Source organism: Acidobacteriota bacterium, assembly GCA_016715115.1.
GTDB lineage: Bacteria > Acidobacteriota > Blastocatellia > Pyrinomonadales > Pyrinomonadaceae > JAFDVJ01.
In genome coordinates, this window is sequence record JADKBM010000004.1 from 157145 (window position 1) to 179940 (window position 22796).

Annotated in this window: 14 protein-coding genes and 2 tRNA genes; 7 read left to right on the forward strand and 9 right to left on the reverse strand. The window is 47.9% G+C overall.

Going from position 1 to position 22796, the window contains the following annotated elements:
- Position 1 precedes the first annotated feature (1 nt).
- Positions 2 to 811 (forward strand): hypothetical protein, encoded by an 810-nt coding sequence (locus IPN69_02930; GenBank protein MBK8809669.1) that lies wholly within the window; start codon positions 2 to 4, stop codon positions 809 to 811.
- Between the two features lie 262 nt (positions 812 to 1073).
- On the opposite strand, the gene IPN69_02935 is transcribed toward IPN69_02930, so the two are convergent.
- A complete protein-coding gene (locus IPN69_02935; GenBank protein MBK8809670.1) occupies positions 1074 to 3050 on the reverse strand; it encodes a hypothetical protein in 1977 nt (658 codons plus the stop codon).
- Between the two features lie 364 nt (positions 3051 to 3414).
- Here IPN69_02935 and IPN69_02940 point away from each other — a divergent pair, with 364 nt between their 5' ends.
- The 3 genes from IPN69_02940 (at position 3415) to IPN69_02950 (ending at position 5792) form a co-directional block, all read left to right on the forward strand.
- Positions 3415 to 5277, forward strand: coding sequence for a winged helix-turn-helix domain-containing protein (locus IPN69_02940; protein MBK8809671.1), 1863 nt, complete (start codon positions 3415 to 3417; stop codon positions 5275 to 5277).
- Positions 5278 to 5515: 238 nt separating this feature from the next.
- Positions 5516 to 5591: transfer RNA gene (locus IPN69_02945), tRNA-Val, on the forward strand.
- Positions 5592 to 5715: 124 nt separating this feature from the next.
- Positions 5716 to 5792: transfer RNA gene (locus tag IPN69_02950), tRNA-Asp, on the forward strand.
- A gap of 36 nt (positions 5793 to 5828) precedes the next feature.
- On the opposite strand, the gene IPN69_02955 is transcribed toward IPN69_02950, so the two are convergent.
- From IPN69_02955 to IPN69_02965, 3 genes are all read right to left on the reverse strand, one after another.
- Entirely contained in the window at positions 5829 to 6941 is a 1113-nt protein-coding gene (locus IPN69_02955; protein ID MBK8809672.1) for a site-specific integrase, read from the reverse strand.
- Positions 6938 to 7312, reverse strand: coding sequence for a hypothetical protein (locus IPN69_02960; protein MBK8809673.1), 375 nt, complete (start codon positions 7310 to 7312; stop codon positions 6938 to 6940). Before IPN69_02960 ends, IPN69_02955 begins: the two co-directional genes overlap by 4 nt.
- A gap of 916 nt (positions 7313 to 8228) precedes the next feature.
- Positions 8229 to 9866, reverse strand: a complete 1638-nt coding sequence (locus IPN69_02965) for a hypothetical protein (GenBank protein ID MBK8809674.1) — start codon at positions 9864 to 9866, stop codon at positions 8229 to 8231.
- A gap of 1220 nt (positions 9867 to 11086) precedes the next feature.
- Here IPN69_02965 and IPN69_02970 point away from each other — a divergent pair.
- From IPN69_02970 to IPN69_02980, 3 genes are all read left to right on the forward strand, one after another.
- The gene (locus tag IPN69_02970; protein ID MBK8809675.1) at positions 11087 to 11674 is read left to right on the forward strand and encodes a hypothetical protein; all 588 of its coding nucleotides are present in this window, start codon (positions 11087 to 11089) and stop codon (positions 11672 to 11674) included.
- Positions 11675 to 11715: 41 nt separating this feature from the next.
- Positions 11716 to 12417, forward strand: coding sequence for a hypothetical protein (locus IPN69_02975; GenBank protein MBK8809676.1), 702 nt, complete (start codon positions 11716 to 11718; stop codon positions 12415 to 12417).
- 252 nt (positions 12418 to 12669) lie between these two features.
- Positions 12670 to 14628, forward strand: coding sequence for an ATP-dependent helicase (locus tag IPN69_02980; protein ID MBK8809677.1), 1959 nt, complete (start codon positions 12670 to 12672; stop codon positions 14626 to 14628).
- A gap of 82 nt (positions 14629 to 14710) precedes the next feature.
- On the opposite strand, the gene IPN69_02985 is transcribed toward IPN69_02980, so the two are convergent.
- The 5 genes from IPN69_02985 to IPN69_03005 all read right to left on the reverse strand — a co-directional run bounded on the left by IPN69_02985 (position 14711) and on the right by IPN69_03005 (position 22580).
- Positions 14711 to 15751, reverse strand: coding sequence for a DUF4917 family protein (locus IPN69_02985; protein ID MBK8809678.1), 1041 nt, complete (start codon positions 15749 to 15751; stop codon positions 14711 to 14713).
- 5 nt (positions 15752 to 15756) lie between these two features.
- Positions 15757 to 17010, reverse strand: a complete 1254-nt coding sequence (locus IPN69_02990; GenBank protein MBK8809679.1) for a restriction endonuclease subunit S — start codon at positions 17008 to 17010, stop codon at positions 15757 to 15759.
- On the reverse strand, positions 17003 to 18637 hold the full coding sequence (locus IPN69_02995) for an SAM-dependent DNA methyltransferase (protein MBK8809680.1): 1635 nt from the start codon (positions 18635 to 18637) through the stop codon (positions 17003 to 17005). Before IPN69_02995 ends, IPN69_02990 begins: the two co-directional genes overlap by 8 nt.
- Positions 18637 to 21708 (reverse strand): type I restriction endonuclease subunit R, encoded by a 3072-nt coding sequence (locus IPN69_03000; protein ID MBK8809681.1) that lies wholly within the window; start codon positions 21706 to 21708, stop codon positions 18637 to 18639. The genes IPN69_02995 and IPN69_03000 overlap by 1 nt, the downstream gene beginning before the upstream one ends.
- 293 nt (positions 21709 to 22001) lie before the next feature.
- Positions 22002 to 22580 (reverse strand): tyrosine-type recombinase/integrase, encoded by a 579-nt coding sequence (locus IPN69_03005; protein ID MBK8809682.1) that lies wholly within the window; start codon positions 22578 to 22580, stop codon positions 22002 to 22004.
- Positions 22581 to 22796 lie beyond the last annotated feature (216 nt).

Genomic DNA, 22796 nt, shown 5'->3' on the forward strand with positions numbered 1-22796 from the left:
TATGAAGTTTGTCTTGCCGGCGATTCTCGGTATTTTGCTCGCCGTTTCAATTTCCGGTCAAACGACGACGAAAAGACCTGTCAAAAAAACGCCGCGGCCGACGCCGACGGTGAAACTGCCGCCCGTTGAACCGACGCCCGAAGTTGTCGAAACCGCCAAAACGCCTGCCAAAAAGAACGAACGCCCGACGAATCAATCGCCGGAGACCAGATCCAAAGCCGAGAATCCGCCGAATTATTTCTACGAATTCTCGCAGCCGAAATTCATCGTCTCAAAGATCACGATCGAGCACGACGAAAACGGCGTCGGCCGGATCTCGTTGATGAAGCAGGACTGGTCGGAGCCCGATTCGGATCCGATCCGCGTCTCCGAAGCCGCACTCGCCCGCATCCGCGGCATTTACGAGTCGCTCGATTTTCTCAACTCGACCGCGAATTATCAGTACGAGAAGGATTATTCGCATCTCGGCAACCATAAGTTTCGCCTCGTGCGCGACGGCAAGGCGCGCGAAACGACCTTCAACTGGACCGAGAACAAGGACGCGAAAGCGTTGATGGACGAATACCGCAGGATCGGAAATCAGTACATCTGGATCTTCGATATGAACGTCGCCCGCGCCAACCAACCGCTCGACGCTCCGAAGCAAATGGACGTGATCGATTCCTACATTGAACGAAACGAGATCTCCGACGCGGTTCAGTTGATCCCATATCTAAAGGAAGTCTCGCTCGACGAACGCATCCCGCTCATCGCCCGCAACCACGCGACCAGATTGATCGCGCAGATCGAAAAAGACGCGCCCAAAAAGTAGATGCGAGTTCAGTCTCTACGATCGGCGAATTCTCGAGGGCGAACGCCCCTTTGCTGACCCGGGGCTAGCCCGGATCGGCCCCAAGAAACGAATGAACGCGGAAAAAGAGCTGTCGTAGACGGCGACAACGTGTTGCCCCGGGCGCGAGCCCGGGGACAACGGGCGAATAAATGAAGCTATCGAAGACAGCGGCAGAGCGACTTTCAAATGGTGCGTCCAACCTGCGTCTCCGTAGAAATCCGTTGTTCGCACCCGGTTTCCATTACGGCCGATAGCCGCAGTAAAGCGTTGAACACTTCAGCAACAGTCCGTCCTCATATCCGTAATTCACGTTCTTGAAAAGTACCGTATACCCGGCGAAGAAGAGCGGGGTGTTCAACCCGTTCGCGGCACCGGCTTTGAGAGCGTTGAACCCATCCTTGTTTCCGGTGTTGAACTGACTTATGAAGATCTGTGTACCCGCCGCGCCCGCGTATTTTGCGAACCAAGCGTCAGTGTTTGCCGCCGGATCGGTCGGAGGTCCTATGTTCGGATTCACACCGCGCAGCGAATCCCACGTGTTGCCGGCAATATACACATCGCCGTTGGAATCGATGTCGAGCGCGCGGATCTCCGTCGGGTAATAAGACAACACTTCGGTTTCCCAGAGTCTTGCGCCGACCGAATTAAGTTTGACCATCCACGAATTATCCGGCACGCTTTGGTCGGTCACCCGGATCTGACGATCGTACTCGTTGCCTATCGCGACGACGTTGCCGTTCGCGTCGGCTTTGAGCTTGGTTGCAAAGAACAAAGTCGAACTCGCCGTCAACGGACCGATCACGGCGCTCGTGTAATTCTGATTAAGCGGGCTGAGAAACTTCTGGACGCGTGAATTCGAGATCAGCAGCTGGTCACCCTGGCTGATCTGACTTCGGTCGTCGCTGAGGACGAAGATCGAGTTGTCGCCGCCGACCGCCAGATCCTTTGGATTGCCGCTCGCCGCCGTTACCAAAACCGCGGAAGTGGCGTTGAAGTTTGAGTCAAACGTATAGCGGCTGATGTCGTATTCCGCGCGGAAGACCTCGTTCCCGACAAAGTCGCTCTGAATCGCCGAACGAATGACCCGTGTGGCCGCCGTCAAGATCACGTTCGACGCGTTCAGCCCGAACTGCATACCGCCCCCGCCGTCCTCGAGCGCCGTCCCGAAGACGCGTGTCGAACCGATCGGGTTTCCGTTCGCATCGTACTTCGCCGCGAAGATCTCCCAGTTAACGTTCGATACCAACGTCCGTCCGGCGATGTAAACCTGTCCGGATCCGTCAACGAAAACATCGGTCGGCGTGTCGTTGGCGAGATTGGTGATCGTCCGAATCCAGAGCCGCGTTCCGGAGGGGTTGTATTTTGCGACCCAGGCGTCTGTCTCGGCGAAGTTAGCCGTTGGTTCAGGCCGCGTAAATCCAGTGACATATACGTTTCCGGCCGTATCATAGACGACGTCCGTCGCGAAATCGGGATCGAACGCGGCGTTGTTCGGCGCGCCGAACTGATCAGCCCAAACGATACCGGGATTTACGCGTATCTGAAACGTTGCGGTACCGTACACGCCAAGCGAACTTGTGCCCCGCACGATGATGTCGTAATCGGCCGAGACGAACGGCAGGCCGTTCGATAACAAAAGCATTCGCGACACGCTGCCGGTCGTCGAGGGCGGGTCGAACTGAACCGTGACGCCTGCGGGGACGTTTTGCGCGCTGAGCGTGACGGGCCCGGAAAAATTCGCACGGCTGATCGAGATATCGGTGTAGGTCGCTCCGCCGGCGATGATCGATTGGTTCGGAGGCGCCGCCGACACCGTTACCGCCGGCATCGGATTTACCTGAAGTTGCAGGTTTATGCCCGAAATGACGATGTTCGGGGCGTCGGCCTTGATCAGCAGCGAGTATGATCCCGGCGGCGTCGAAGCCTGCGTCTGGACCGTCAGGATCGAACTGTTGGCAGTCGTCGTATTCGGCGAGAAGGTCGCCGTCGCGCCGGCCGGAAGTCCGAACGCCGAGAGCGTTACCTTGCCGGCATAACCCGTACGCCAGATGCTGATCGTGTACGTTGCCTTTTTTCCTGCAAACACCGAATTTGTGGTCGGTGTTGCCGAAATTGAAACGCCGGCCGCGAACGCTTCAGCGTTCAACCCAAATCCGCACGCCAAAAACAGTAACGCGATGAAACCGCATCGCCTGAATCCGAAGTTCATTCTTTTCATAATCATTTCTCCCGATTTCTATTTGAATCGCGCGATTCTCGCGCCCGGGTGCCGACATTGGTCTGATCACCTCGAGCCATTTGACGATAGACCGCGACCAAAATTCTTTAAGACTCGGCTCAAAAGTTCTCAAAAGTTCTCAAGACGTCGCTCCGCTCCAGTCGGATCAATGATTTACGGAGACCGGGCAGAAAGCGATCAGAGGGCTCAATAGTCTGACGATTCGAAGGAAGAATGGAAGTTCGATCTCTTGGTGGGACGGCCAAAGCGCCGCCATATTGAAGTTTCCCTTGATGATTTTCTCAAAATCCATAAGAATCAATGAATCTCGGCGGTGACTTCGCCGCGAAATGATGGAGCTTTATTGGAAGCACGAATTTACGAATTTGAAGATTTCCGTCTCGACGCCAAGCGCCGCAGCATCGTTTCGCGGGCCAGCGGCGAACTCATTCCGTTGTCGCCGAAAGCGGTCGAACTTCTGATCTGTCTGATTGAAAACACGGGCCGCATCCTGACCAAGGACGAACTGCTCGAAACGGTTTGGCAAGATGCGTTCGTCGAGGAGGCCAATCTTTCACAAACCGTGTTTGTCCTTCGAAAGGCACTCGGCGACGAAGCCAAACGGCCGCGTTTCATCTTGACGATTCCGAACAAGGGATATCGGTTCATCGCACACGTCAAAGTGTTTGAAGATGCGATCCCGAAAGAAAACCTCTCGACAAAAAGGCCGGAGGAAGCCCCGTTTCGACGGAAGTCCATTTTTCTTCTCATTGGCCTAACTCTGGCGCTGATTGCCGTCGTCGGACTCTATCGGTCATTCTCGTCCTCCTTTCGGCCAAACGGTTTGAATCAAATCAAAACTCTCGCGGTCTTGCCGTTTGAAGATCTCAGCGCCGACCAATCTGACCGCTATCTGAGCATCAGTCTTGCGGACGTCCTCGCCGGCAAGTTCGGCGAACTGAGACAACTCACCGTTCGGCCAACGCGTGCCGTCGTCAAATATGCTGAGAGCCGCGCGGACGTCCGGACGATCGGTCGAGAACTCCAGGTTGACGCCGTCCTGGACGGGCGACTGCAACGCGATGGGAACCGGCTTCGTGTGAGCATTCAGTTGATACGAACCGTCGATAACGCGATTGTCTGGGCAGAAAGCTTTGAAAATGATCTTTCCAACCTTTCGATCCTTCAGGATTCGATCAGCAAGAGGGCGGTCGAGGCACTCGCTTTGCGTCTGAATGCAACCGAACGTGAAAGGTTTTCGCGTCGCGACACTGAGAACCCGCGCGCCTATGAAGCATATCTGCGGGGTCGATTCTTCTGGAACAAAAGGACCGTCGACAACCTGCAAAAAGCGATCGGGCATTTTGAGGAAGCGGTCCAACAAGACCCGAATTTTGCGCTGGCCTACGCCGGACTTGCCGACTGCTACATTCTCTTGCCTGAGTATCATGCGGCGGCTCCGATCAAGGCGTTTCCGAAGGCGAAAGACGCCATCAAGAAGGCGTTGGAGCTCGACCCGTTGATCGCCGAGGCACACAGCGCACTCGGATACACGCAGACTTTCTACGATTGGGATTGGACCGCCGCAGAACGCTCTTTTGAGCGGGCGCTCGAGCTGAATCCTAATTATGCGACGGCGCATCAGTGGTACGGAGAACATCTGATGGCGCAGGGCCGGTTTGAAGAATCCCGAGGGCGTCTCAATCGCGCCGTTGAGATCGATCCGGTATCACCGATCCTGTTTGTTGCGCTCGCCGGTCTGCACGATCTTCAAGGCGACGCCGAAAAAGAGATCGAGTTCTCTCAAAAGGCGCTCAATCTGGATCCGAACTTTGCCTTCGGCTTTTTCTATCTCGGTATGGGCTACGAACGGAAAGGAATGGAGTTCGAGGCATCGGAAGCCTTCATCAAAACGATGACGCTTTTTGGAGAACCCCAAGAGGCAGCGGACGAGGTTCGGGCCGGATTCACGAAGGGCGGTTTGCGCGCCTGGTGGCAAAGGCGTCTTGAACAGATCGGAAATCGGGCCTATCTGAAGGACTTTCAAATCTACAACAAGGCACTTGTCCAGATCCGCTTGGGCGACAAGGAAGGTGCGCTGGAATCGCTCGAACGCTCATTCGAACGCCGGGATCATGGAATCGTTTTCGTCAAGTATGAGCAAAGATTCGAGCCGTTGCGAGACGATCCGCGCTTTCAGGATCTGTTGCGTCGGATGGGGTTCTGATAATCCGGAATGCCTGCGCAAAGCGATCGCCAGCCACGACAGCAACGAAATCGCCCGCATCGGCAGCCTGAATTTTGGAGGCGTCCGTAAAGACCCGGAATTCGTCAAGAATCGCAAAAGCACCAATTTTGGAGAAGCACCTTGACACACCGAGACATTTTTAAGTAATCTACGAATTCGCCGTTTTTCGAAGCGGCTCGATTTTTGAGAGTTGGGTAGATAAAAGTAGCCGAATCTCGGGCATGTACGTCAATTGGTAGACAGCCTCCCTTACAAGGAGGAAGTTAGGGGTTCGAGTCCCTTCGTGCCCACCATTTTGATTGCGGATTTGGGATTTGCGATATCGGATTTGTCGCTCCCCAAAAGCAATTTTGAAAACCTAGCTTGGGGTCGGATTTCAATCTCAAATCAGAAATCACCAATCCCAAATCGCTTTGCGGAGTCGTAGTTCAGTTGGTTAGAACGCCAGCCTGTCACGTTGGAGGTCGCGGGTTCGAGTCCCGTCGGCTCCGCCATTATCATCAATAAAACCGGGGGTTTTAGAGTCATCATCATGGTGACTTTTTTTCATTTTCAGGGTTAGTACCCAAAAATGTACCTTTTAGTTCTTCCTCAAGCTTGCCCGCTATCAATTGAGTGGTTTGATTTTTGAAGCTTGGCGAGAAGTGTTTGTACCGTTCAAGCTCCTCTGAACGATGGCCGGTCATCTTTCTGATAATTGCATCCGCTACTCCTTCCATAAAGAGCATCGTGGTTGCGAAGTGCCTTAAGTCATGGATTCTTAAATCCTCAATTCCGGCTAAATCCCGAACTCGTCTGAACCGCTTTCCAAGATCCCATGCGTAAGGCCTGGAAAAGTTCTCTTTGTATTTGACGTTCGGACGGGCCGGGAAAAGATATTCATGGTTTCCATAACTCGGCAACTGCTTTAGAGCCAGTACACACATTTGTGGCAATGGCAGACGATTTGAACGCTTGTTCTTGCTGTCCTTCTTGGGCAGATAAATTGACGGAAATTCCACATCTAGCTGAACTTCAGTCCACTTACGGGAAAGAACCCCGGTTTTCCGAAGTCCGGTACAGGCAGCCAAAATGATAAAGCCTTGAAGCTCGAAGTCTTTTACAATTTGGCACTGTGTTATTAAAGCCGCAAGTTCTGACACTTCAACGAATCGGTCCCGTGCCTCTCGTTCTGGGATCTGGGGAATTACTCGGACGGGATTGTCGTCATACTTCTTCCAATTAATTGCAAAGTTGAATGACGAATTCAAAATAGTCCGGTAATGATTAACGGTAGACGGGGAATGGGTCTTCAATAAATCTTTCAAAAACTCATCAATTGTCTCCGGTAAAAAGTTGCGGGCCTTTATCTTTCGGAACTTATCCAGCCGGTGCATTAAATACATAAAGCCCCGTTTGGTTTTCCCATGACGTTCCCACCAAAAGTCTAAAATTTCGCCGACTGTAAGTGTTTCGAATCGGCGGGTTGGTATCAGTTTGTTTTCGGCTGCCTGATTTAGCCGTTTGTCCCGAAATGCTCTCGCAATTTCGGGGTTGGTTGTCTGTGCCGACTCTTTAATCGTCTTTCCATGCTCGTCTTGATACCTAATCCACAAATGCGGACGGTTCTTATAGCGATGATAAACGCCTCTTGGTAATTTCATATTTCCTCCTGAAGATTATTTGTTACCAAGTTGGTTTTGGGTGTCGGTCTCTGAAAATGGTGACTCAGCTTCTTTACAGTTTCAATCGGATCGTCAAAACAGATAGGAATAATCAAAGTGGCAGATTTCGAAGGGCTTAGAACATAAAGAAATGCATCACCATTCTCTATTTCTTCTTCGTCGTACTTGAGTTGGTATTCGAAATTGACAGGTTTATCGTTAGGTTCCGCTGGCGCAATTTCGGCGAACTCCGTACTGAGTTTGATTCGGGCGGAAATTACATTTGATCCCCAAGATTCAAACACGCCGAGGATGGGTAGGTCGGCTAAATCTCCTTTTATCGTTGGCTTTTTGAAGGTTGTAGATGACATACCCCCCAGCACAAGATCATATTGTCTGCGGAGGAAAATGGGACTCCCAACTAACGTTGGGGGGCAAATCAACTAAAGAGTTCTTTTTTGCGTTTTCATTGAAGATGGTTGCCGGCTATGTTTGTAGGATCTAAGGGTTGACCACCACCTTCGGCAACCCGTAACTACGAGGTATAACTGACGTTTAAGTTCTAGACACTAGGCTAGCCTTAGGACAAGACCTCACAAATTAGGCAATATCTGCAAAAGCGTGGCGTTCAAAATCCCGCATAATAGCGTCAATTTTACCCGCAAAAAACCCGTCCTATCCGCGAAGATATAAACGGGTTGTTTGGTCGCGGATAGTTTTGTGTATTTGTTCTAATTCGTAAGAACGGTCTTAGGCTTCCTAATCGTAGCAGGCCCACAAATTCTGTCAATAGCTGTTATCCACAGCTATTCGTTCATTTCTGAGTGGCAACCGCGCCAACAGTTCGTGCGGTAAGCTCTTTTACGAAGAGCTAGTTTCGTCCCGCCCTTGCCTAAGCCAGTGGTTAACGTTAGCGCAGGCTACCCTTGTCGCAGGTTGAGGAAGCAGTTAGCGACGAAACCCGAAGCGGCCGGAAAAGCTGGTTTAGCTTTTCCGGGTTGTCCAGGTGGTCGCCTGGACAAAAGCGAAGTCGCCTCGTCTCGCCCTCATCAAATTAGTTTGATGAGGTATCGGTAAGATGAGAATTAGTGGCTACTAATTCGAGCGAGCGGCGAGGCGACAAGGGTAGCCTGCGGTAAGCAGGCAAGGGCGGGGCTAGTAAATACGGGCGTTTGACCGAGTAAGTTACACATACTATATGGTCGTATCGTATGTGCTAGTTTTCTTCCAAATCTGATCCTTGGTCAAAACAAAAAGAGCACGACCGCCGTGCTCCTTTGCGTGTTCTTATTGGTCAAGTTTTGGGAGTTGCCAGTCTTCGAACTTTGATTCGATCTCAAGGTCGTGGCTGCATATGTGCGTGGCCTTGTAACTAGGGTCTTCCGGGAGCTTGACGTTGCGATGACCCTTTTCATCGCAAAGTTGGCACGCTACTATTTGGGCTTCCCGTTGCTTACGCAAAGTCTCGGCCTCGGCTTCTTTTTTTGTTCGTTGCTTTTCAAACTCCATCGCCCTAAGGCGGGCTTGAAATCTGTCGGGTAACGCGTAATTCTGTTCGATCGCATTGATTAAAAAGCCTGCCTTGTTTATGGTGTTGAGGTTTCGGAATTCGAAAGCCCGAATTTGGAGATCGACGCGATTGGGTGGGTACTTCATGAGAAGCTGGTACGCCTTCGATTCCGTGATCATAAAATCGGTAGTTAAGTGAGTTAGCAATTCTCGTTGTCCGGATAAGAGATGGGTTTCCAGTGTGGTAATTGCCATTACAATGGCTCCCCTCTCTTCAGGGATCGCCTCAGCGTCAAAATTTGGGGTCGCCACTGCGACTTTTTCCTTTAAGGGTACTTCGATACCATCTTTAGCCGGAAGGTCGCTAATTTCGTCAATTTTTGCGTTTTGGGATTCCTTGACTGAAACGAGAGAAGCGACTTCTTTTTTCCGCCGGTTTGAAATGTGTACTTGAATCCGGTTGATGGATTCTTTAGCGGCGGTGCCGACGAAATAACGAATTGAGAAATCAAGTTCATGATCCGGTTCTTTGAACTTGCGATATTCGACCTTTGTTAGAAAACCGGAGTCGAGATGATCTTGAACAACTCTGTTCATCTGAGCCGTCACGCGTTTCAAGCTATCGAACTTTTTTAATGTGTGATGATTTTTGATGTACCACGAATATTTTATTTCAAAAAACGGGGCGTTGTATTTTAGTGTTCCGTAGATCTTTCCTGCAAGTAGTTCATACCACCTTCGAGCAATCGGCTTTACGGAAAACATATACTCGTTATCGATGAGACGATGTTGCTGCGCTTGAAGCTGCTGCATCTGAACTTCGATGGGGTCGAGCCGAATGTAAACTTGATCCTCAAGATCAAATTCAAATTGTTGGTTCTTGAGTTCGTCTTCGGTTAGGTGATGTTCCCCTATCGCATAAACTGACATCCGCGAAAAGCGAGATTTGATCTGCAAGAATTTCTCTCTCCCCTCGTCATCAAACTCGCCGGTTGGAAACCAAAGATCGGCGACGCATCCGGCAAATGCAATTTGAGTTAAGCATTTGATCAGCTCGCGCGCCTGATGACCGCCTTCGCTCCAGCCGACCATCCTGAGACAGTGACGCATACCGCCAAGACGGATGATTTGCGGAATAGTTCCATCCTCTTTTCGGCTGGCATCGATGCCCGGTTTGATAAGCATGTACCAAACTTCATGAGCCTCGACCCCGGCGGGTCCGACCTCGCTGTGTGTGTTATGAAAAACCTGCCAACTGATTGGGTGTCCGGCCTGGTCGATGCCTTTGAACTTAACTGCTTTCGGAATATCTTTCCTTCGATAAGTCAGATTGAAAAACGGCAGGTCGGTTGTCGTCTTTGGCACAAAGGTTACCTTGTGCTGATCTGGTTTTAGTGGAATTAATTCGACTGCCATTTTCGATTGTGAAAATTATTAGCAACAACAATTTCGGTGCCGACAAGCCCGTTCCAATCCTGTCGATCATCTTACTTGTTGTTGTTCTTAAAATAAGTTCTTCTTAGTTCTGTTTTACGATTGTCCTTTGTTTACAATGCATTGCGCATATTTTGGACACTACTCACTACACACTTGGACACCACTGACTACACACTCGGGACACGACTCACTACACAGGGAGGACGCTACTGACTACACGGTTGAATAGGATTTCTGATCTTTATTTCGAGGTGTGGAAACTTTGGTTGGTGCTTTTATTATAACACGCCAGCGGAAAAGGTTTTTTGTCGGGTAGTGGGGAACAACTTTTTGCGGTGACGGTTCCTCGTTAAATATGCCACTAAAAATTCTTTCGCTCGGTCTTATAAGTTCTTGTTTTGATCATCAAAAATAAGCTCGAGGTTGATGCGTTTCTTTGGTCTCAATTTTGAAATAGGGGAGTGCCGACCGGAAGTATCGATCATCACTTTTCTTATTCTCCTTGGCCACCCGAATAGGTCGGCGGCGCGATCTCAATTTGAGCGATCATGGGACGAACTTTTTTTGGACGTTGTGACCGGGATGGCTTTCCATATTCTATTTTTCGGATATAGCATATCGTCCTCGAACTGTCCCAGAGTTTTCCAATTATTCCACGATGGATCGGCGTGTCTTTTTCGTAAATTAGATCCAAACAATTCTTGGGATCGTCATTGTCGGATAGGAATTTCATCTGTGGCACTGTGCCTTAAAAACTAAGAAGTTATGGGCTTTCAAAATTATTGTAATTCAAAGATCTGTTTGAGCTCGGCAACGAAAGAATCGTCATAAGAAAAATTTATTACCGGTCGGTGATGAGTTTTGAAAGCGAGTACAAGATCGGTGAGATAGGGGATTTGAAAAGTTTGCCCAACGGCTTCGCCTAAACTTTCCAAAAGCCACCCTCGGGCTAAAAAATTATCCTAAACGCATTGCCAGCGAGTAGGGCGAAGACCGCTGATCGCGTCCGGTTCAATAGCGTGTTGGGCATACGCTTTACCCAAAGGTTTCAGCCCTACCGTAAGCCTTTGGTTAGAACCAGGGAAGTTGTGCCCGGGGGTGGTCCTTTCATCATAACACCGGAAGGAATGCCCTTCACAGAATTTGTAATTCTTGCTACGCTGAACGCACAAAGACGACAACAGGAGGACTAATGATCTATGAAGAAAATAGACGTGGCAGAGCTGCGCTTAAAAATTGATATGGATAGCCAGTATGTGGATTTTGCAATTCTTCGTTCCGCGTTAAGTGTCTCAAAGGTTGCGGGGGATTCAGGCGTAAAACTATCAGAGCCTACCTTTGAAGGCGAATGCCGGGGGACATGCCCAAAATGCAAAAAGGAAAAGAGCTTCACCGTTAACATCAACACGAACCGATTCAATTGTTTCGGCAAGGGTTGTAATTTGAAAGGCGGGGGAGTTATCGATTTCTTTTCGAAACTCAATGAGGTGTCGGCAAAAGACGCTTCTCATCTTCTGGCTTATGCGTATGGCATTCAGCCATACAGTTCGGTGCCGGTCGCGGAAGAAAACAGAAAGCCAAAACCAAACGCGCAGGTAAACGGTAATGGGGTTGAATCTCTGCCGGCTAATAGGGGAGCGGTCACGCGGGCCGAGTTCGACGATTTGAACGCCGGGTTCGAACGGTTATGTAGGATCGTATGGACCTACATGCTCGAAAATGGCGCACCTAGCGGTATAGCCGAAGAGTACGATCCGCCGCTGACCAAACATCACGTTACAGAGTAAACAACTTTGTCATTACGTCAGGATTACATAGGAGGTAGAGAATGAACGCAACACTGATGGCCCATTGCGGCACAGTTAAAGTTGACCGGCAGTTTCTAGAACAAATCGAAACCCCACCGGTTACGGATACTTTTCAACCGATTTCTCACAGTGTTCTCGTGAACGCAGTCGAGGAATCACTGGCCTTTAGACACATTTCTATCGAGAAAAGTGAATTCGCGGTTTCTCAGGACGGCATGAAAATGTTTGGACTGTTGGAAGTCAACCAAGTTTACGAGGGCGTCAATTTCGCGATCGGACTTCGAAATGCGAACGACAAGTCGATGAGGCTCGGAATGGTTGCTGGTTATAGAGTTTTCGTCTGCGACAACATGTCGTTTTCAGGTGACTTCAAACCGCTTCTAGCAAAACACACCAAAAACCTTGATTTAGTCGAATCCGTTTCAATCGGGATCGACAGAATCCAAAGGGGATGGCAACCGCTTCGGGAAGCGATTGACTACAAACGGGCGACCCACATTGACCCCGATGACGCGAAGGTTTTGATTTATAACGCCTTTGCTCACCGTCACCTTCCTATTTCTCTTTTTAGGGAAGTATCGCAAGAGTTCGGCACAACGCCGGAATCTACTCTGTGGTCGCTGGAAAACAACTTTACGGAGTCGTTTAAGAAGCTGAAGCCGATAGCTCAGTTCAAAGCAACGGCGAAGTTGCCAGCACTCCTCGATTTTCAACCCGCTTAAATGGTCACCTAGGCCACTCTCAGACACACTAACTTCAAAAGTATAAGTGTGTCTTTTTTTTGACGAGCCAACTTCGGTAGGTCTTTTGCGTTTTGTTGTATTAAAGCCCGCTGCCGATCGTCTCGCGTTTTTTTTCTGACAGTGCAGTATTACTCGAAGTTTGGTCAGACAAAAGGGCCTGAATGCAATAAATGGCTCGAATTTTTCTTTTGGTTTAACTATGATAGGACAAAAGATTACTTCGAACGTTAAATGGCTATTCGATTTCTTATCAACGATGACTGCTCCCCATTTGATTCGGGCGAGCTAGATTCGTTGCGTGAGCAATTGGATTTGTTGAGTTCAGATGAGCGGACAGAATTCCGCAATCAAAATGCGTTAGCCCTAGCGGAACATAAAGCACAACAATTTCTAATTGTTTCCGGCCCGGGAACCGGTAAGAGCACATTATTCTTGAGTCGCATAATAAACTGGCTTAATCGAGATGAGACGGCAACTATATTCGTAACTAGCTTTGTTCGGAAATTAGTTGCTGATTTGCAGAACGATATAAGCCGCGAGGCGAGGCTTACTGAAAACCAACAGAAGAACATAACCGCTTCAACGTTACACAAGCTCGCCCGCAGCATTGTCGAAAAAAACCACGGCACAGCAACATGGCCATTCAAGCCTCATTTTAAGCTGATCGCCCAATTCTGGAAAGAAATAGTCTGGCAGGATGTTATTGATTTACAAAACGGTATGGATATTGAGGCCTATCCGTGGAAGGGCTTTGCTTCTCAACTTCACAATGCCGAATTTGAAGAATCCCGCGAATGGAAAGATTTGACCCAATCCTACCTATCGCTTTGTAAATTCTACAATGCTGCCGGATTCGACGATATGATTCTGCGAGCAGCTACTGCCTTGAAGGAACGGCCGGAGCTAATTGAATTTGATCATTTTATTATTGATGAATATCAGGATTTCAATCTCTCGGAGCAAAGATTGATCGACAATTTAGTTGGCAAGGCTAAAAACTTGTTAATCGTTGGTGACGACGAACAGGTTCTTTACGAAAATCTCAAATCGGGAACTCCCACTCTGATTCGTGGATTGTATATAAATGACGATTACGGCAAAGGGATGTTGCCGTTCTGCGGCAGAAGCAGTTTCCACATAACCAAATCGGCCGGTGGTTTTATACAGCAAAGCGAAGACGAAGAATGTATTAAAAAAATCTATCTGCCTATTAGGACCGAGGACGCACATCCCAAGGTCCAAGTCGTCGCGTGCGCCACGCCTTCTACGGCAGCGGACTACATTATGACATTCATTGCCGACTATCAGGCAGAGATTGATGATCGAAAGGCCAAATTGGAAAACGGAGAAGCAAAGGACGCCTTTTTGCTCATCCTAACACCCGATAAGAAAATAAAATTTTACCGAGAAGCGGCAGAAACAATTAAGGAAACCGCGGACCTATATAGAACTGAGATCCGTGCCTTTTCAGAAGACTACTACAAACTCCTGAGTTACTATTCTCTCGCAAAATACCCTCACGACAACTTTACGTTCCGAAAGGTTCTGTATTACGAAGAGGTTGCGGAGGATGTCATTATGACGGCTATCACTTCTGCATTGGCAGGCGAAGTTGATTTTTGCGAACTTGAATCCAACGACATTCGAGCCTTACTGATAAAGAGCGAGGCTATAAGAGACATCCTTGAGAACGGCACCGATCTTCCCGAAAAACTCTTAGAGCTTTCTCAACATATCAATTTTGATGATGTTGCTGAGTTGCAGAAGGACATCGAGCGAAAATCGATTATTAGGGACGAAGTGGTCGAACTAGGGCATGTTGATGAAGAAGAAGCGGAACTAGAGGAGCTTGAGGTTAAGAAAATGGGCGCGGTCGAACTTATGTCTATCGTAGGTTCAAAAGGGCTCTCGGCAGATCACGTCATAATAATTGGATTCGATGACGTTAATATGGCGTATGTAACACGAAATGCATTTTATGTTGCGACGACCCGGCCTCGCAACAGTTTACATTTACTAACAGCCTTGAGATCCAACGGAGCGACTGGGCCAAGTGCCTATTTGGATCAATTGCCGATAGACCATATTGAGTTTTACAAATACAAGAAAAGGGGTCGAGAAAAGAGTCTATTTGCGAATAAGCGAGCTTTCAAAACATATCTGAGCAGTCTCGGCAATTACCGTCGATAGCGTTTAGTGAATCATTTTAATTCTTCCCCACGCCTATCGTTTTCAAATTCCGATTTGGATAAACCTGTGGAGGGTGGCGATGTCAACCCCAAACGCCAACAGTTCGTGCATCGTAATAGTTCACCTTGCACTGGAATCTCTCTGCAATCTGTTCCATTCGATCGAGACTGGCTTGGGAGTTTACGCCTATGTACACACTTAGTAACTTCTCGTTCGTTAACTGGCCATGCTTAGCGGCCTTGTTGATGGCATCGATGATATGTGAGTCAGAATCACCAAACCCGAAGCCGAAGACAATCAGTGATCCCTGGATACCAGAGAAAGTATCGAAGCCATGTTGGAGATATTTGTTATGAGTGACGTGCGTCATCTTGTCATGGCCGTTGCCGGCAGTGACGAATATCGGATAATCCTTATTTTCGATCCGCTCTTTAATCTTCGTTAATAGATAATGCTCACTGTCGTAAAGCTCCTTCACGATCTCAACTCCAGTGTCGAAAAGGTGCAACGCGCCGTGGAGATAGAAGACCGCTTGCTCATTGCGACGTTTGCCCCAACACAAGTCAGCAAACTCCGGCTCGCGGGTGGCGGTATCATAACCTTCGAATTCCTTCCCGAAACCGTCGATAGCATCCTCTAGTCCATTTCGCATCATTACCCAGTAGAGAAGGAGATCATAATTGGTTGTGAACACTTTCCCGCCGTTCGCAAGAAACATCTTGAGAAATTCTGCACATTTCTCACTCCTCTCAGCCGGAACCTTGAACACATGTTCGGGGTGGAGCGTTTTCACCGCATCAATAAGGCTCATTTTCAAAGTCTCAGTTGCAGCTACGAGCCTATCGACAAGATTTTTGTCCTCGGTGAAAACCCTTGCGATTTCGATGAAGTTATCGAGGTGTTGCATTACAACCTCGAAGTTCTTCGTGTTAATAACTTGGAAAAGCTTTTTGAGGAGATCGTCGTCGATTTGGTCAATGAAGGAGCTTAGGGCGTTATACGAAAAAATGTCCTTGTCGTAGGCCATGCTGAAGCCGTTTCCGAGGAGGAGATGACGCGGACGCCCTTTGCCGTCTAGGTAATCAATTACGTCAGAATAGCTTTGCAGTTCGTCTAAGTTCATTTGTGTTATTTTACCGTAACTTGTCCGTTCATAAGCATTGGCAGCAGCCAGTCGCGGAGGGTGGAGAGGCGTTGGTTTTCCGTTTCAAGTAATTCCTGACGTTCAAATGTGCTTTGAATAACCTTTGCGTAATTTTCGATCAAATTTCTATCAGGAAGTGGCGTTGGAATTGTTCGGAGCGATTCGGTTGAAACCTCTTTGAATGTTGAGCCGCCGGAATTGTTCTTTATCGCAGGAATTAAGTTCTTAACGGTATAAAAAACAAACGGCGTCGAAAAACCTTCTTTAGGAACAAATGATTTAAATCCCTGATTTGTTGTTACCTTTCCGGTCGAGATAGCGAGATAACCAACGGGTGCGCGAGAACTCATTAGGACTGTTCCTCGCGGCATGATCTGTAACGATGTTTTCTTTATGCCTTGTTCGGTGACATCCGTCTCACCATTTGAGATGAACTTATTATTGCCGTTTAGAGATAAATCTTTTGGCGTGATCCAAGCCGTTCCTTTAGTCGAAAAGTATTCTGGAATTTCTTTTGGCGGCGTGCTTCCGCCGATAATGTTCGCAAGGCTTGTTAAAGTTCCAGCATCCCAACCGTCGGGGATGTTTCTTTTTAGATCGGGGTTGAAGGTCATTTTGCCGCCGGAGGATTTGTAGGGTTCGCGGTTTTCGTCGGGGAAATCGAACTGGACGAACCAATAGTCATAAAGCGTCTTTGCCATCGCTTCCAACTCGGCATTGATGCGGTTGTTAACCTCGATCTTCGCATCCAAAGCCGAAAGCACCGCCGCGATCTTTTGTTGAGTTTCCAAAGAGGGTACGGCAAATTCGACCTCTCTTAATCTATCTCCGGTTAGGTGTTTGATGGTTGAGCCAATGAAGTGTTTTGCGAGTCCGCCAGTCCGTCCCGCGAGTAACATTCGATAGTAAATAAATGAATTGCTGTAGTTTTCCGCGATCCTGACTCTATGAAGAGCTTTCTGGATTTTCATATCCGGGACTTGGCCTTTCCAGATTGCGCAGCGTCCCGGCTCTCCACCTTCGCAAACAACTAAATCTCCGCCCTTTAATCCGTATCGTTCATGCTCGCGGTCTTCAAAGCGCATCAGCCTCAGTTCGGAAAGATCAAAACTGCCCCAACGAACGTCGATGTTTGATAAATACGGATGAAACTCTCCTTTGTTCTTCGCCTTATCTAACATCTTGCCGAGACACATTTCCGAAATGTCGCCAAGTTTAATTGTCGCCCATTCATCCATATGTAAGTTGTGACAATTGCCTTTGAATCTCGTTCTCTAAAACTTTTGATTCCCCGAACATTGAAGCAAGGATTGATTTGTACTCATTCATCTTCGCGTCAAACTCTTCAGCGGTGATGTCGGTGTATTCGATCTTTATGTCGAAGTATTGTCCGGCGCTGAATGAATAGTTTTTTGCTTTGATCTCGTCGTAGCCGACGACGACGGTAAAGTCTTCAACGGCTTCGTGGCGGTTGAATGTGTCGATGATCTTTTGTTCTTCGTCGTGTGAGAGCAGGGTCTTTTGATTCTTGCCTTCTTTGACCGTTGTTCCGAGCTTTGAGGCGTCCATCAGGACGATGTCGCCTTTTTTGTTGGCCTTGTCGATAAAGAGAACGGAAACATTTGTTCCGGTCGTTGCAAATATATTGCTCGGCATCGAAACCACGCCTCGAAGCATCTTTTCATCAACAAGTTTTGTTCGTATCTTTTTCTCAATGCCCGACTGTGCAGTAAGAAATCCTGTCGGAACGACGACCGCAGCTTTGCCGTTGGCTTTGAGCGTGTAGATGATGTGCTGGATAAAGAGCAGATAGATCGCCATCGACTCTTTCTTTTTCGCCGGAACATTCGGAATACCGGCAAAAAAGCGTCCGTGATTCTCCTTTACATCAAGCTGGTCATGAATGTTGCTGAAATCGAGCTTGAAGGGCGGATTTGAAACGATGTAGTCAAAAGTGTCTAGCTTGTCGCCGTTTTTATGATACGGAGACGTCAGAACATCACCGCGTACCACATTGTTCATCGAATGCACGAGGTTGTTCAATATCAGATTGAGCCGCAGCATACTCGTCGATTTCTGCGAGATGTCCTGCGAATATAGCGTACATTTTTCCTCACCAATGGCATGTGCCAGATCCATAAGCAAACGGCCCGATCCCGCCGCCGGATCAAAGCAGGTGACATCACTGACCGGTTCGGGAATCAGGATCGCAGCGATAATTCTGGCGACTGCATGCGGCGTATAATACTCGGCATACTTACCGCCGCCATCCTTGTTGTAATCCTTAATGAGATATTCGAATATCTCAGCAAAGAAATCGAACTTTTGAGCAAATATCCGTTCGAAGCTGAAATTGACAAGTTGGTTTACCAACGCACGGCAGAAGTCGTCCCGCTTGGAACTGTCCGTGATGAAGTTGCTCAGTTCATCGAAAAGTTTGTCCTTTTGTCCGCTGTCCGTCTTGATCGAAAATACGTTTGCGTTAAGGATCGAGATGTCGCGGAGCGTATCGTCAAAAAGCTTTGCAAACTCCGGCTCGTTCGTGCGGTTAAAGAGAGAGGAGATCAAATGCTCAGGACGCAATCTCGCGCTTTCAGCCGGCAATGCTTTGAGCCAAAGCGTGTATTGCTCGGCGGGCAAAGATTCCAAATGCTTTTCCCAGCTTTCCGCCGTTTTTAGTTCGGGATGACGCTCCTTGATCTCATACCCGAACTTGTCGTTCATGAACTTGTAGAGAAACGTCTGCGTGATGATCTTAAACTCGTTGCCGTCATTGCCAAGCCCGGCACTGGCGCAGATGGTTTTAAGATTGTCGATCAACGCCTTGGTCTGCGACGCAAAATCCTGTGTTAACTGAACGGACATTAAATCTTTCCTCGATACTCTTCTAAATACTCGTAAACAAGGCAGTCGGTGATGTAGTCGGAAGTTACAACATCGAGCCTAGGATCGACATCTTCAAACTTGATTACGACCTCGCCATCAACAAAGGCTTTGAAAAATCCGTCATTCTTCAATAACTGATGCTGATTCACCAGGCGATTATCGATGATCGTTTTGATGCCTGTGAGGCGGTCGTAAATCTGGCCTTCACGTTTCGTCACCGTGCCTCGTTCTACAAGGCGCTTGTGAACGCGGACATACTTAACATCGTTCCTGTATTTATCTTTGAGCAGATTGTTTCGACGGTTTAAATCCGTAACCTTGTCATAAATTTGTTGAAGTGATGCGATATTTGACTTCATCTCGTCCTGCGTAACCTCGTCTAGATTGCGGTCGGCAAACAGTCGTCTCAGTTCTTCGTAGAGGCCGATAAATTCGGGGTCTTTCTTATCAAAGTTTGCGGAAAGCCCTTCGCGAGTCTTCTTGAGGATATCTTTAAGTTCATCCGCGATTCTCAGTTCCTCTTGCGAAACTTTTCGAAAGCTGAAGATCACTTCTTCGAGAGCTACATTAAGAAGCTCAGTATTATCGACATTGTTTTTAAGCGCGTCCTTGAGATTTAATATGGCAAGTCGGTCATGGGCAACAATGTATAGCTCGCTAAGCTTTCGAAAATCGATCTTCTCAAGCAACTCAACGTGTCCAGTCGTACGGATTATGTTGTAAAGATCGCGGGCGCGTTGCAGAGCTTTCTTGATCTCAAGTACTTCTTTGCGATCTTCGATCTGACTAATTTGGGTCGAGAAGTTTTCGGCGTTTTTAAGGTCGAATGAAAAGAGTTTGTCCTGAATTTCTGCGATCTCAATTTCTATCTCATCCGGGGAAAGGAACAGGCCCGTATAAGTTTCAAATTCATTGCCGAGTTCATCTTGCAGTTCATTTAAGTAAGCCTGATTAGTAGCCTCAAACGAATCACGAATATCTGCAAAATCGACAACATAACCATAGCGAAACTTCTTATACGGACGGTTGACTCGCGTCAAAGTCTGCAATAGGTTGTGATCTTTAATATTTCGAGAGAGATAGAGCTTTTTAAGCCGCTTTGCGTCAAAGCCCGTCAACAGCATGTTGTAAACGAAAAGGATATCGATATTTCCCGCTTTGAACTCGTCTATCTCATCCTTTCGATCTTCTTTAGCTCCAACATCCCAGAGAACAAGTGAGGCGGAAAGGTTCTTCTTTTCGAGGTATTTTGCGCTTTCCTCAGGCATTTCAGAATTTGGTGTAAACGGCTCAACATTTGAAATGACTTTGTTATCCGGGTTGTATTTGCTTACAAAGATCTTGAATAGGTTTCGCGCTTGTTCGGCGCTATGGCAAACGACCATTGCTCCTATACTGTCGTCGTTCATTCGGATACGACTGTTCACGAAATCCCGAATAATGTAATCCAGCATAGGTTCAACAAATCGTTCATGGGCAAACAGAATTGCCGGATCGACGCTCTTCTTGAGAACCTGAACTTGCTCCAACGCCTGCTGCAATCTCATGCGATATTCGGTTTCGATTCCCTCGCGAATGAGCTTGAGAGTGTAGCCATCTTCAATTGAGCGGTTGTAATAATACTTGTGAAAGTAATCGCCGAATAGCTGTGTTGTGTGGACACTCTTACCGATCAATGGCGTACCAGTGAGGCCGATATGAATAGCGTTTCGATCTGAATTGACTAAGTTGGCGAGAAAACTGCCTTTTGGGTTGTAGCTGCGATGAACCTCATCGAGGAAATAGATTCGTTTGACGTTAAGGTCATAATCACTCGGCTTGAGAATGTCGGAATCATCCTTGAACTTCTGGATATTTACTACGGTGATCTCACGCTGGCCGGAAAGGTTATGGATCGCCTGATTTGATTTGAAATCAGCTAGCAATTCGTCCCGCGAATTCACGGTTCTAACAGCAAGGCCTCGGCTCGTGAATTCCTGCTTGGCCTGTGTAAGTAGATCAATGCGGTCAACAATGAAATAGAACTTCGGAATAATGCCCTTGTCTCGGTAATAGTCCGTAAGGTAATTAACGTTGTAGTAGGCAAGGGCCGTCTTGCCACTGCCCTGCGTGTGCCAAATCACGCCTTTGGTCGCCCCTTTGTCCAATTGGACTTCAATCGCCTTTGTAGCGAAGAACTGCGGATAGCGCATTACATGCTTCTCAATACCGTTTTGCTCATGTACGTAGGCAATGCAGTATTTCAAAAGCATCTTTAATCGATCTCTTGAAAATAGCGACGTGATGATTCGGTTAGTTGGTTTATCCGGATCCTTGTTCGTAAGAAATTCCGGGGAATGCTTAATCGTTAAAAGATTATTGTCGATAAGGATCAGATTTTCGCGTTCGTCATCTTCCTCCGCCAAAATGCCGCCAAGTTCCTCTTTTCGCTCTTCGCGAAAACAATTAAAGTTGGCCGTTGTTGTGGATGTAGACGAATAAAAAGCCCCTTGAATCGGTTCGACAGATTCAAGGTCATACTCCATGTTGTTTGAGAATACGAGCAGCTGGGTAATGTTGATAAACTTTCGGAATTTCTTGTTGCCAAATCGGGTGTTAATTCGATCACGTTCAGCAAGCACGCCTTCATGATTGTTTGGCTTCTTGACCTCAATAAATGCCAGCGGCATTCCGTTGATAAGGACAGTAATATCGGGACGAAACTCGTCCTCACCATTCTGACACGGCAACTCGGTGACAACATGGAAAGAATTATTGTCGAAGTTTTCGAAGTCAATGATTTTCGGTGTGCTGGATGACAACAGCCTCTTGAAGAAAGCCCAGCCAAGATCCTCATTATCGAGTTCGAGCTTTATATCTTCAAGCAGCCGACCGACATCTTCATCTTCGATTTCCGGATTGATCCGACGCATCGAGTTGAGGAAGACTTCGCAAGCAACATTCGTTTCCTCATCCCATCGGACCGAGGAAATGGGAAGATACTCATAGCCAAGTCTGCACAAGTGCAAAATAGCTGGGATTTTTACTCTTGTATTTTCGTTAAAAGCCATTTAAGTCGGTGGAAAATGATAGCACAAAACCCCTGTCGCTACGGCCAAATCCTGGATTCGGTTTCGGTTTTATAAGGATTCTAACGTCGGTAAAAGATGTCCTCAGTGTTTAGAATAGGGCTCCTGCCGCTAACCAATAGACCCGCAGTTAGAATCATTTCGGCGGCCGTAGCAGGTGCTCATTTTGAGAACTCTGGTTAAGGTCCAGGGGAAAACGCAAAATGGAGGTATTGGCATCAGGTGCAACCTCTACTTGAGGGGTTGCATGCCCGGGCACAGGTTTCTCCTCGTCATCAGAACTTCGGCAACTTGAAAAAATGCTTTCGGGCCTTTCTTTCCCGGGTTGCCGAGACAAGGGAAGCGTAAATTACCGTATTTTGAATGTTTGCGTGTCCGAGCCAGTCCTGGACAAAACGGATATCGGCCTCCCCGGTGTCGAGCAGGTGAGTAGCAATTGAGTGCTTCAATACATGGAAGTGGCGTTTGTTAGATGGTAGTTTCGCTTTCTCTCCGTACTGCTTCATTAATACATCAAGTGTTTTTCTGCTGATCGGCAAATTACGGTTGGATACAAACAGGGTAGGGGATTGGCCCGTACGCGTTTTAATATAGCTTTTCAGAATCCGACTTTCGTCTGACTGCAGTGGATGCACGCCGGAGAGGGAACCTTTGAGCCGGTGAATCATTACGCGCTGCTTCTGAAAATCAAAGTCCTGCAAATGAAGCAGGCCAATTTCGCTGGCCCGGAGTCCGTGCCGGTACGCGGTCAAGAAAATTGCCTTGTCGCGTTTATTTTGGATGACAGCTAAAAGACGTTGTGTTTCGTCGAGGGTTAGGAATTTAATGGTTTCTGACTTTTGAGATCGGGCCATATGGAACTGGACATAATAACTCTTTTGTCTAACTATAGCATGAGAAAAGTGGACAATTCCTAGCGGTTGTCATAACAGGGAAGTCGGGAATCTTAACTGTAATGTCTAATTGTAGAAGATTCTTAACGCGTCGGAAGGGTTTGTTGATCGTGGGTTGATACCCGCGCGTAAGGTCCTACTCGCATGGGTGAATAATAGCGGGCCTGGGGAATGGAG